Origin of the sequence: Bacteroides sp. ET336 (assembly GCF_024733815.1) — a bacterium.
Lineage (GTDB): Bacteria > Bacteroidota > Bacteroidia > Bacteroidales > Bacteroidaceae > Phocaeicola > Phocaeicola cellulolyticus.
Genome location: NZ_JANRHK010000008.1, coordinates 1 through 13,151, shown reverse-complemented (window position 1 = coordinate 13,151; position 13,151 = coordinate 1). Strand labels below are relative to the sequence as shown.

Annotated in this window: 11 protein-coding genes; 10 read left to right on the top strand and 1 reads right to left on the bottom strand. The window is 35.4% G+C overall.

The annotated features are described in order from the left end of the window. The 10 genes from NW213_RS08970 (at position 1) to NW213_RS08925 (ending at position 10,927) form a co-directional block, all read left to right on the top strand. Positions 1 to 909 (top strand): glycosyltransferase family 2 protein, encoded by a 909-nt coding sequence (locus NW213_RS08970; RefSeq protein ID WP_258322541.1) that lies wholly within the window; start codon positions 1 to 3, stop codon positions 907 to 909. Next, positions 906 to 2,006 carry a glycosyltransferase gene (locus NW213_RS08965; RefSeq protein WP_258322540.1) on the top strand — a complete coding sequence of 367 codons (1,101 nt, stop codon included), beginning with the start codon at positions 906 to 908 and terminating at the stop codon, positions 2,004 to 2,006. The genes NW213_RS08970 and NW213_RS08965 overlap by 4 nt, the downstream gene beginning before the upstream one ends. Then, entirely contained in the window at positions 2,003 to 2,953 is a 951-nt protein-coding gene (locus NW213_RS08960) for a glycosyltransferase (protein ID WP_258322539.1), read from the top strand. Before NW213_RS08965 ends, NW213_RS08960 begins: the two co-directional genes overlap by 4 nt. A 111-nt stretch (positions 2,954 to 3,064) precedes the next feature. Beyond that, positions 3,065 to 4,207 carry a glycosyltransferase family 4 protein gene (locus NW213_RS08955; RefSeq protein ID WP_258322538.1) on the top strand — a complete coding sequence of 381 codons (1,143 nt, stop codon included), beginning with the start codon at positions 3,065 to 3,067 and terminating at the stop codon, positions 4,205 to 4,207. Then, positions 4,200 to 4,808, top strand: coding sequence for a sugar transferase (locus tag NW213_RS08950; protein WP_258322537.1), 609 nt, complete (start codon positions 4,200 to 4,202; stop codon positions 4,806 to 4,808). The genes NW213_RS08955 and NW213_RS08950 overlap by 8 nt, the downstream gene beginning before the upstream one ends. 8 nt (positions 4,809 to 4,816) lie before the next feature. Then, a complete protein-coding gene (locus NW213_RS08945) occupies positions 4,817 to 5,401 on the top strand; it encodes an acetyltransferase (RefSeq protein ID WP_258322536.1) in 585 nt (194 codons plus the stop codon). A gap of 2 nt (positions 5,402 to 5,403) precedes the next feature. Then, positions 5,404 to 6,639: a DegT/DnrJ/EryC1/StrS aminotransferase family protein gene (locus tag NW213_RS08940; protein WP_258322535.1), complete on the top strand. Its 1,236-nt coding sequence runs from the start codon at positions 5,404 to 5,406 to the stop codon at positions 6,637 to 6,639. Between the two features lie 4 nt (positions 6,640 to 6,643). Further along, positions 6,644 to 7,441, top strand: a complete 798-nt coding sequence (locus NW213_RS08935; protein ID WP_258322534.1) for a polysaccharide biosynthesis/export family protein — start codon at positions 6,644 to 6,646, stop codon at positions 7,439 to 7,441. Then, entirely contained in the window at positions 7,438 to 9,813 is a 2,376-nt protein-coding gene (locus NW213_RS08930; RefSeq protein ID WP_258322533.1) for a tyrosine-protein kinase, read from the top strand. Before NW213_RS08935 ends, NW213_RS08930 begins: the two co-directional genes overlap by 4 nt. Positions 9,814 to 9,841: 28 nt before the next feature. After that, complete coding sequence (locus NW213_RS08925; RefSeq protein ID WP_258322532.1) at positions 9,842 to 10,927, top strand: nucleotidyltransferase family protein; 1,086 nt, start codon at positions 9,842 to 9,844, stop codon at positions 10,925 to 10,927. Positions 10,928 to 11,000: 73 nt separating this feature from the next. Here the strand turns inward: NW213_RS08925 and NW213_RS08920 are convergent, their stop codons facing one another. Continuing rightward, positions 11,001 to 12,644 carry an ABC transporter ATP-binding protein gene (locus NW213_RS08920; protein ID WP_258322531.1) on the bottom strand — a complete coding sequence of 548 codons (1,644 nt, stop codon included), beginning with the start codon at positions 12,642 to 12,644 and terminating at the stop codon, positions 11,001 to 11,003. Between the last annotated feature and the right edge of the window lie 507 nt (positions 12,645 to 13,151).

The window sequence follows — 13,151 nt, the reverse complement described above, 5'->3', positions numbered from 1 at the left end:
ATGGGAAATAAAACATTAACGATATTTACTCCGGCATATAACCGGGCACATACAATAACTCGTACTTATGAAAGTCTCTGCCGTCAGACCTGTAAAGATTTTGAATGGCTGGTAATTGACGATGGCTCTACTGACAATACGTGTAGATTAGTTGAAAAATGGATTGAAGAGGATATAATACCGATTCGATATATTTACCAGCATAATCAGGGAATGCATGGGGCTCATAATACTGCATATAAGAATATAGAAACAGAACTTAATACTTGTATTGATTCAGACGACTATATGCCGGACGATGCCGTAGAAAAAATCTGTTCTTTCTGGAAAGAACATGGCTCTGACCGATATGCCGGTATTATTGGTTTGGATATAACTGAAAACGGTAAAGTTATCGGTAGCAGTTTTCCAAAAGGACTCAAGGAAACAGCACTCGGTGACTTCTATTCGAGGGGAGGGAGTGGAGATAAAAAACTGGTGTATCGTACTTCTGTAATCCGACAATATCCGGAGTACCCTATTTTTGAGGGAGAGCGGTATGTGGGTCTGGCTTACAAATACATGCTGATAGACCAGGACTATACACTCTTGACCTTGAATGAACCCCTTGTGGTTGTGGAATATCAAGTAGACGGTTCGAGTGTTAATATGTACCGTCAATATTGGAATAATCCGAAAGGATTTGCTTTTTTTAGAAAAACGGAAATGGTGACTACAAAATCTTTAAAAAGAAGATTTATGGTGTGCATACATTATGTTTCAAGTTCATTTATATCCAAAAACAAACATTTTATTGAGGAATCACCAAGAAAGCTGGCTACCATATTATCTGTTCCCTTTGGTTATTTGCTTTATAGATATATTGCCCATAAAGTGAAAAAAAACTCAAAAATGAATATACTTAAATGAAAATACTTCAGGTTATAACGTCCTTACAGATTGGTGGAGCTGAAAAACTGGTGGTGGATATGGTTCCACTTATGAGAAAAGAAGGGCATTCAGTAGATATATTGCTATTCAATGGAGTAGACACTTCATTCAAAAAACAATTGCAGGAACAAGGAATACGGATTTTTTCATTTGGATACGGTAGTTCTGTATATAATCCGAAGTTTATTTTCAGATTGATTCCTATTATCAAACAATACGATATTGTACATGCGCATAATACTGCTTGCCAATATTTTGTTGCAATTGCAAAATTTCTTGTTTTTGAAAATAAAACTATAATTGTAACAACAGAACATTCTACCAACAATAGACGACGGAAAATCTTTGGCTTTAAACACTTTGATAAATGGATGTACAGTCAATATAATGCTATCGTGACAATATCTGACAAAGCAACAGAAAATCTAATCGGTTTTTTAAATAACAGATATCCGATATTTACTATATACAATGGTATTAATATCCAGAATTTTATTTATAATAATCCAATAGATCGTGAGACTTTTAATTCTACAAGACATGATGATATTGTTGTATGTATGATTGCCGGTTTCAGAATTGAAAAAGATCAAGATACACTCATTAAAGCTATGAAATTATTACCAGATAATTATAAATTATGGTTAGTTGGTGATGGGGTCAGGCGTACAGAATTAGAAGAACTAGTTAAATCATTGAATTTATATAATAGAGTTTTTTTTAGCGGTATCCGTTCCGATATTCCTCAGATTTTGAAAGCTTCAGACATTATTGTCATGTCCTCTCATTGGGAAGGTCTCTCATTGTCCTCTTTGGAAGGAATGAGTGTAGGTAAACCATTTATCGCAAGTGATGTCGATGGCCTGCACGAAACAGTTAATGGATATGGCTTACTGTTTCCTCATGAGGATTATCAGACCTTGGCCAAAATTATTTTAGACCTAATAAAAGATAAAGACTACTATAAAAGAGTATCAGATGCGTGTTTAAATCGTGCATTGCAATTTGATGTCCAAAATACAGTCAATCGTTATCTGAATTTATATCAAAGAATATACAATAAAACAGAATTATGATTAGTGTAATTGTTCCTATATATAATACAGAAAAGTATTTGCATAATTGTATAAGAAGTATTCTGAGCCAGACATATAAGGATTTACAAATTATACTAGTTGATGATGGCTCTACCGATCTGTCGGGAAAAATAGCTGATAGTTATGCCCAACAGGATAGGAGATGTATAGTTATTCATCAAAATAATAAAGGTCTTTCAGAAGCTAGAAATACAGGGATGCGTTATGCCGCAGGTGAGTATCTAACTTTTGTTGATTCTGACGATTATATTCACCCCCGAATGTTGGAAATACTTCATAATACGCTTAATAATAGTTCTGCTGATTTTTCCATGGTATTACATGAGAAGGTATATGAATATTCTGATCCGCTTCCATTATCTATGAATTCAGATGTAACATTTACGCTTAATCAAACAGAACTGTCACGACGCTTTTGGAATATAGGATTTACCAAGTGTTATGAAATCAGTGTGATGGATAGTCATGTTGTTTGGGGGAAACTGTTTAGAAGAAATTCTGTATCAGGATTTCGATTTAAATCTATTAGGGCAGAAGACGTTGAATTTTGTAGCAGGTTTTATTTACAGTTGAAATCAGTTATTGTTGTAAATCGAAAATTATATTATTACGTACAACAAAACGGTTCAATTGTACATAATCTATCAGTAACATCATATATCAATATAATGAAAACCTATCATTTATGTTTGGATGAAATTCCTAATCAATATACATTTATCAGATCCTTATGTATTCAAAGATTATATTGGAAAATGATAGATACCATTCAGAAACTTAAAAAAACAGAACAGGAATTTACGGTAAAAGAAACAGCAAAAAACATTGTGAATAAAACTATTATTGAATTTCTGTTACATAAGGATATAGCATTTAGAACCAAATTACAAACGGTTATACACCTGATAAAGAATATATTGTTATAGAGATTGTATGTTGAATACAGTATTTGATGTTTTCTTGTATTTGAATGGTTGTTTCACAAATTATACTTTCATTTCTTATCCGTATAATTTTGAATCTTTTAAGTTTTTAATATGAAAATTCTTAGAATATCAACAGTTCCAATTTCACTGGAAACTTTTTTAAAGGGACAGTTGAAAATGTTAAATCAATATTACCAGATTATAGGTGTTTCATCTCCAGGAGAAGCTTTGGAAAAAGTACATGAACGTGAGGGAATCAGGGTTATACCGCTACCTATGGAACGCCGGATATCTCTGATTAAAGATTTTATTTCACTAATAAGAATGATTTTTCTTTTGATAAAAGAACGTCCGGATATGATTCATTCCATTACTCCGAAAGCCGGGTTAATTTCAATGTTAGCGGGATGGATTACCCGTGTGCCTGTCAGGATGCACACGTTTACAGGTCTGGTATTTCCGACAGCGACCGGATTCAAACAGAAAATTCTGATAATGATGGACAGACTGATTTGTGCATGCGCAACCCACATCAATCCGGAAGGAAACGGAGTAAAAAATGATTTGATAAGATATAGAATCACTTCTAAACCGCTTCATATCATTGCCAACGGAAATATAAGCGGGATTGACTTGACACATTACCAGCGTACAGTCGAGATTCTCAACCGAGCTCAACAGTATAGGGAAGATCATGTTTTTACATTCTGTTTTGTAGGAAGAATGGTGAGAGAGAAAGGCATTAACGAACTTGTATCAGCCTTTGTAAAACTACACCAGAAGTATGCATACGTCAGACTTATATTGGTAGGTCCGTTCGAAAGGGAACTGGATCCAGTAAACAAATCTACAGAGGAACAGATATTACACCATCCCGCTATTCTTTTTATGGATTTTCAGAAGGATATTCGCCCGTTTATGGTAGCTTCAGATGCTTTGGTTTTTCCAAGTTATAGAGAAGGATTTCCAAATGTAGTGATACAAGCCGGTGCCATGGATATTCCTTCCATCGTTACTAATATAAATGGTTGCAATGAGATTATTATTCCCGGAGAAAATGGAGTGATTATCGAACCACGAAATGAGGAACAACTCTATCAGGCAATGGAAACTTTTATAATGCATCAGGATAAAGTTAAGGAAATGGCTACAAAGTGCCGGAAATTGGTGGCTGACAGATATGACCAGAAAATCGTATGGGATGCTTTATTGGAAGAATATAAAAATTTAAGTAAAGTTATTAACAATGTATAAGAACTTTTTTAAACGGTTTTTGGATTTAACGATTGTACTGGTAGCGTTATTGATTATCTGGCCAATTTTATTGGTTATTACTTTTTGGCTTCAAATAGCCAATAAAGGAGCAGGTGCTTTCTTTACCCAAACGAGACCTGGTAAAAACGGTAAATTGTTCAAGGTCATTAAATATAAAACAATGACTGATGAAATGGATCAGCATGGTAATTTACTTCCCGACGCACAGAGATTAACTAAGGTCGGTAAGTTTATCCGTTCTACTTCCATTGACGAATTACCTCAATTAATCAATGTTTTGAAAGGAGATATGGCATTAATCGGTCCTCGTCCACTGTTACCCCAATACCTGCCATTATATAGTAAAGAACAGGCGCGTCGTCATGAAGTACGTCCGGGCATAACGGGATGGGCGCAAATAAACGGTAGAAATGCAATCAGTTGGACACAGAAATTTGAATATGATGTATGGTATGTAGATAATTGTTCTTTTTTACTTGATCTAAGAATATTTTTTCTGACAATTAAAAAGGTATTCATTAGAGAAGGTATCTCGCAAGAAGGACAAGCTACGATGGAATTTTTTAATGGTAATAATTAAATGCAACTATGTATTTATATGGAGCAAGCGGGCATGCCAAGGTCATCATTGATATCTTGGAGGCTAATCAGATAATGATAGAGGGATTAATTGACGATAATCCGGAAGTGAATGAATTATTGGGTTACCCTGTTTTTCATCATCAAAAAGATTTTTCGCCTTTGATTATCAGTATCGGTAACAATGGTATTAGAAAAAAAATAGCAGAAAACATATCTGCTGAGTTTGGAACGGCCATTCACCCATCAGCTATTGTTTCTCCTAAAGTGACTGTTGATGTAGGTACTGTCGTAATGCAGGGAGCCGTTATTCAGTCGTGTGCACAGATTGGGAAACATTGTATAATCAACACAGGTGCTTCTGTTGATCATGAATGTGTCATTGGGGATTATGTACATATTTCTCCTCATGCTACTTTGTGTGGAAATGTTCATGTAGGAGAAGGAAGCTGGATTGCTGCCGGAACAATTGTTCTTCCCGGAGTAAAAATAGGGAAATGGTCTGTGATAGGAGCTGGTTCTGTTGTTGCCAAAGATATTCCTGATGGAGTTTTGGCAGTTGGGAATAGATGTAAAATACTCAAAAAACTATAAATATGAAGCGTATCTATCTGTGTCTCGCTCACATGAGTGGGATTGAAATGAAATACATCCAGGAAGCGTTTGATACGAACTGGGTGGTGCCTTTGGGTCCGAATGTGAACGGATTTGAAGAGGATTTGAAAGAGTTTGTAGGAGGCGACAAGGAAATTGTTGCACTTTCTGCCGGTACAGCAGCCGTACATCTGGCCTTATTGGCTTGTGGTGTCGGTCCGGGAGATGAAGTGCTGGTGCAGAGCTTTACCTTCTGTGCATCGGCAAATCCGGTAACTTACTTAGGTGCTAAACCGGTGTTTGTGGATTCTGAGGCGGAAACCTGGAACATGGATCCTGTTTTGCTTGAAAAGGCCATTTTAGATCGTATTGATAAGACAGGAAAGAAACCGAAGGCTATTGTCCCGGTTTATCTGTATGGTATGCCGGCAAAAATAGATGAAATAATGGCTGTGGCAGATAGATATGAGATTCCGGTGATAGAAGATGCTGCTGAAGGGATGGGGAGTCGTTACAACGGAAAGATGTGTGGGACTTTTGGACGTTTTGGGGTCTTGTCGTTCAACGGAAATAAGATGATTACTACTTCCGGGGGAGGGGCATTGATTTGTCCTGATAAGGAAACCAAGCAAAAGATTATGTTTTATGCTACCCAGGCTAGGGAGGCTTATCCGTATTACCAGCACGAAACAATAGGTTATAACTACAGGATGTCGAACATCTGTGCTGGTATCGGACGTGGACAGATGACAGTGCTTGAAGAACATATAGCGCATCATAAACATGTGGCATCGCTATATAAAGAACTATTGGCTGATGTAGAGGGAATAACACTGCACGAAAATCCTTCGGAGAAATATGACAGTAACTATTGGCTTAATACTATACTGCTGGATTCTGAATTGAAAGTAAAGGGAGAGGAATGTGCATACAAGACTACAGTTGCAGGAGTTGTGGGTGGAGCTGCTGGAGTGATTCATCAGGTCGCTTCAGCACATACGGACTGTGAACCTAATACTAATGTGGAAGCTATGCGTTTGGAATTGGATGCTGCAGGTATTGAAACCCGCCCTTTATGGAAACCTATGCATTTGCAGCCTGTATTTAAGGACAATATGAACTTTCAGAATGGTGTGAGTGAGGATTTGTTTAAGAAAGGACTTTGTCTGCCAAGTGGTCCTTGTGTAACTGACGATGATGTTTATTATATTGTGAATGAAATAAAAAAACTTATATAGGATTATGAATTTGTGTTTTAGATTTTTTAGCCTGTTGATGATAGTGCTTTTGACCGGATGTGTCAGTCAGAAAAAGGTATTGTACTTACAAGATTTGGAGGAACAGGAGAAGATTAAAATAAACGGTAGTTATGATGTAAAAATTACTTATGATGATCTGCTGGGTATTACGGTGAACAGCAGAAATCCGGAACTGACGCTACCTTTTACTTTGCAGACCGGGTCTGCTGGGGCATTTCCCGCTACAAGTGTATCCGGAGGTTCGGGACAAAAGGGGATAGAATATCTTGTTGATTCGAAAGGTGATATTGACTTTCCTATACTGGGAAAAATTCATGTGGTGGGAATGACACGCATGGAATTGACTAATTATATAAAACGCAGACTTATTGACGAGGATTATATCAAAGATCCGATTGTGATTGTAAAATTCCTTAATTTTAAAGTATCAGTGTTAGGGGATGTAGGTTCTCCAGGGGTTATTAATGTGAGTTCGGATAGAATTACTATTTTTGAAGCTATAAGTCAGGCCGGTGATTTGGCTATAACAGGAAGAAGGTATAATGTGACTGTAATCAGGGAAGAAAATGGAGAACGTGTTACTTACTATCTTGATTTACGTTCGAAGGATGTATTTGATTCTCCTTGTTTTTATCTTCAACAAAATGATTTGGTTTATGTAGAACCTAGTAGGAACAAGATTAGACAGGGAGATACAAACCAATTTACGAGGATTACTACTTGGACAACATTAATTTCATTTGCAATGTCTGTTGTAACTTTAATAATTGTTTCGAAATGATGACTGAAAATAATCAACCGAGAAAGAAACAGACCGATATGGGTCTGAATGTAATGGACTTTCTGAAAATTGCTTTGGCAAACTGGGTATGGTTTTTACTATCTGTAATAGTATGTGGAGGATTGGCTTATTATAAGCTGAAGAAATCACCATATATATACTATCGTTCCGCATCAATCCTAATAAAAGACCAAGGTAGCGGTACGAGAACTGCTGATGCTTCGTCGGCTTTTTATGAAGTGTCAACTCTTAGAATGAAAAATTCTATTGAAAATGAAATTCTTATATTCAAGTCGCAACGGCTTATGCAGGAGGTGGCAAAAAAACTTAATCTGGATGTATATTATTCCATAAAAGGTAAGTTCCGTGATTTTGATTTGTACCATGAGTGTCCTGTGGTTCTTTCATTTCCTGAAGCAAGGTATAATTCTTCTTTTTCACTTAAAGTAACACCCACGACACAAGAGAAAGTAGTACTTACTGATTTCTCTTCTTCGTCATGGAATGGAAAAGCTATAGTGGCAGAAATGAATGATACAGTTGTTACTCCTATAGGTAAGGTAGTTGTTACTCCAAGTCTGTTTTATTCAAAAGATCATTTTGGTTCTCAATATACAGTGACAAAAGCAAATATGGTAAGAGTTGCAGCCAGATATAATGCCGCACTACAAGTATCGGTAATGAGTAACGGGGCAAGCATGATTAAACTTGGTATTTCAGATGTCTCTCCGAGAAGGGCTGAAGATATTATTAATACATTGATAGATGTTTACAATCAGGATGCCATTGACGATAAAAACCGAATATCTGTGAATACTGCAAACTTCATTAATGAACGTCTAATCATTATAGAACAGGAACTGGGAGGAGTGGAATCGCAGATTGCTGCCTTTAAAAGTCATAACAGGCTTACTGACATTGCTTCGCAGACAGGAACGTTTATGGAGGCTTCGAGCAGATATCAACAGGAAGGTGTTGCAATAGAGGGGCAACTCGCTCTTACGAATTATATTAGGGATTATTTGGTCGATCCTACTAAAAGCAATGAATTGATTCCTTCAAACACTGGTATATCTGATGTTAATATTGAAGGACAGATATCACAGTATAATGCTTTAATGCTGCAACGCGATAAGTTGCTTACGAACAGCAGTACGAAAAACCCGGTAGTAATGGATATGAATAATACATTGGCAGCTATGAAGCAGACCATGATTCGTACGGTTGATAATCTGATTGCGGCACTTAACATGAAACTTAATAATATTAAGGGTGAAGAGGAAAGAGCGTTGAGGCGTATTGCTGCTGTTCCAAGTCAGCAGAAATATGTTTTGTCAGTGGAACGACAACAGAAAATCAAGGAGTCTCTTTACATTTATTTGCTCAACAAGCGTGAGGAGAATGCACTGACACAATCTATGGCAGAAACAAATGCACGTATAATTGATCCTGCAATGGGTAGCAATGCACCAATTTCGCCAAACGGGCAGCAAATATTAATGATAGGCATTTTGCTGGGATTGGCTATTCCGGCTGCGGTACTGGTTATTATTAGTCTTTTGGATACGACTGTAAGAACAAAGAAAGATGTAACTGGTGTTTTATCGGTACCTTTCCTTGGTGAAATACCACAACGTGCTAGAGTGAAAGGCGAGGATAAGTATTCTTTAGCTGTAAAAGCAGACAGTATTGATGCGGTATCTGAGGCTTTCAGAATATTGCGTACAAACATGGCATTTATGAGTAGCGATGGGAACCCCGTGAAAAGTATTATGATTACTTCATTGAATGTAAGTGCCGGTAAAACTTTTATTTCTGCAAATTTAGGAATGACGCTGGCTCTTACTGGAAAGAAGGTAGTTTTAGTGGATTTGGATATTCGTAAGGGTACTCTTAGTATCAGGATGAGAAAACAGAAACTTGGTGTAACAAATTTCCTGGCTGGTAGCATTACAAATATTGATGAACTTATTTTTAAATCTGATTTGAATGAAAATTTAAGTATGATTTACAGTGGTCCGGTACCTCCAAATCCGGCTGAATTGCTTCTTAGCAATAAGCTTAATGAATTGATAGAAGGATTGAAAGAAAGGTTTGATTATGTTTTGTTGGATAATGTTCCTTCTAATATGGTAGCTGATGCCATGATTGTAAATCGTGTGGCTGATCTCACTCTTTATGTTATAAGGGCTGGGAAAATGGATCGTAGGCAATTAGGTGAAGTGGAGCAGTTGTTTACTGATGGAAAACTAAAGAATATGGCGATTGTACTTAATGGTGTGAAGATGCACAAAAAGGGGTATGGTTATTATGGATATTATGGCTACGGATATGGCTATACTTCTGATAAAAAAAAGAAAAAACTTTTTTAAGATTGATTTTCTTACAAGTTACTAGTATATGAGGAACCATAAAAATGAAGAGGCATTTTTGGAATTGTTGAGATGCGGTATATGGGGAAAGACTCCAAACAGTGAGTTTTTTAAGGAGTTGACTCAGTTTGATTGGCTTGAAATATACATGATTGCAGGCAAACAGACCGTGCTTGGTATTTGCCTTAAGTCAATAATGAATCTGCCAAATAATATGAAACCGCCTACCAAACTATTGCTTCAATGGATAGGGGTGAACAGATTTATTGAGGCGGAAAATTATAAAAAAATGCAAGTCTGGAAGGAATTGAATGCCAAATTTGAAGCTGTAGGTATTTTTCCTATTGTTCTAAAAGGTATGGCCGTAGCTAAATGGTATGCACATCCTATGTCAAGACAATCCAGTGATATTGATATATTTATACCAGAAAGGTTCGATGAATGTATTAGTATCTTGAACAGTTGGGGCATAAAAAGTAAGCATAAAAGTCAACACGATACAATTGTGTATAAAGGTGTGACAATTGAAATTCATCCAGATATTCTAACAACACCATATAAACCTAAAATGGATTTTACGGTTGAAAATGAAATTGTAGGAGATATGTATTTGAGAGTTCCTGATGCGAATATTAATAGTATATTGTTACTTTCACATGCTGCAGGTCATTTTTTGATTCCTGGCATAGGATATAGGTTTTTATGTGATTGGGCTGTATTCTTAAAAAACAATTATGAGAAAATAGACTGCAAATTGGTTTTGAAAGAGACTAGAAGGATGGGAATGAACAGATTTGTTACTGAATTTTCTGAATTGGCAAGAGTGAAATTAGGATTGGAATTCCCTAGTTTGGAAAAATGGACAGAAGGAACGCAAAAGAAATATCTTGTGATGCTTTCGGAAGAGCTTTTTGAACAGGGTGATTTTGGAGCAATTAATTTTCAGAAAGATTTTAAAGGTAACAAGTTTAAATTTGCATTGCATATTTTTAAAAGCTTATTACATAGCCGATATTATTGGCCTAAATTATTTTGGAGGAGGGCTCCAAAATTTATGTATAAATTGATACGTGGTTATTTCGTTGGACTTTTTTCTGTAAATATTCACGATTGATTTGTTGAAATCTTTGATAATCATCATAAAAGCCGGTTAATTCATTGAAATGTGAATTTGCCGGCTTATGTTTTTATACTCTTAAAATGTTATCGCAGTATTCTGCAGCTTCGGTTCTATGGGTAATAAGGATAATTGTTTTGTTTGGTGAGAAATTCATTAAACGATTAAAAAGTATTTTTTCTGTTTCTTGGTCAAGCGAAGCACTTATTTCGTCTAAAAGTAAAATATTGGCAGGTTTAAGTAATCCGCGTGCTATTGCGATTCGTTGTGCTTGTCCTTCACTTAGCCCGGTGCCTTGTTCTCCACACATAGTATTTAAACCATCTGGGAGATCATATACAAAATCGGCTACTGCTGTATGAAGTGCGTCTGCTATCTCTTTTTCTGTTGCATGTGGGTAGCTTAAAAGTAAATTCTCTCTAATTGTTCCGCTAAAGAGAGTATTCCCTTGTGGAACATAAGAAATATTGCATCGTGTACCTGTTGAGATTTCAAGAGATTCATATTTATCATAAATTTTAATGCTTCCTTCTGTTGGCTTAAGCAATGATAATATGAGACGGAATAGTGTGGTTTTGCCTCTTCCTGTATGTCCAAGAATGGCTGTATGGCTTCCTGGAGTAAAATCGTGACAGAATGATTGGTATATATTTTGTGACTCACCAGGATATGAATAACTTACATTCTGAAATTTTATTCCTGATGCAAAAAGTAATTTTTTTTGTGGAAAAATTTCTTCTGTTTTGATGTTTTCTATTTCTAACAGACGATCAATGGATGTAGAGGCATGAATGAAACCAGGAATGATTTGTGCCAGTCCAACGGTAGGACGTTGTATTTGTCCGACTAATTGCAGGAAGGCTGTCATGATTCCGAATGTTATACTACCTTCGTGCAGACTGAAGCATCCCCATACAAATGCTACCATATATCCGCAGGTAAATCCTATAGAAAGTGTAGATTTTGATGTTAATGTAAACTTCAGGCGTTTCATTATATGTTGATATACGTTTTTTTGAAGCGTTTCTAATTTTTTACTTGCATATTTTTCTGCTTCTAATGCACGAAGTATTGAAGCTTGTTGAAGCCCTTCTTGTATTTGTGATTGTACCTTACTTTCGTAATCGCGTATTACTTCTGTCATTTTACGTAAACGTTTGCTAAGGAGTTTTCCTATTACCATGAATATTGGAAGTATCATGACCAATATCCATGCTAAACGTCTATCAAATTGTATTAGTATCCATAATGCTCCAATTAATTGAGTAGTAATAATTAAGACTGTAGGGAAAGATGTTGTAATATTTGAAGTGACAATTCTGACATCTTCTTCAAGCCTAGCTGTGAGGTCTCCTGAATGATAACTTCCCCTTTTGTATATAGGAGATATGAGGAGATGGTCGAATAGTCGTTGTCTTAAATTGTTACGCATTAAGTTTTCAGCTTGTGTATAAAGAAAGCTGTTTATTATGTTTAATAATAATTCAAATATGAAAAGTATAGCTAAAATTATGGTTTCTCGTAATATGCTTCCGGCTACATCCCCAGTAGCAATGTCGACCATATGTTTTGAAACTAATATAAATAATAATCCTACAAAGACCTTTAAAATGCCGAATATTGTACCTATTATGAGATGTGGTTTGATACCTTTAGAGGAAATATTTATCCAAGATAGATATTTCCTGAACCTTATAATACTGAATTTAATCATTTGTTATGTAATTAATTTATGATGTTGTATATAGTTGTATTATGGTTTACTTTTTTGTTCTTTAATATTTGTTGATAAATGGATGTCTAAACATTACACTTGATTATAACGATATAGTTTGAAGAGTGATATAAAACAAGATAATATATAGATGTAATTATATACAAATGCTTACTAAATCTTTAAATATAATTTATAAAGTTATTCTAAATTGATAATATGAACAAATTTTCTAATATGAAATTCAAAACTATAATACTATTTTCAATTATAGAATTGGTAGTATTAATATAGTAATCAATTACAAAACAATTATGTTTAATGCTAAAAATTCTGTTAGTTTATTTAAGATAATTCCACTTGACTTTGATATGTTTTAAAACAATCTATTATGAATAGCTTAATTAAACAATAAATGATAGTGATCTCTGAATATCTTGTAAGTGTTAAAATTATACAGAGGAGCATAATTGGGTTTCCTAAAAACGGTAAACAGAAGACTTCAAG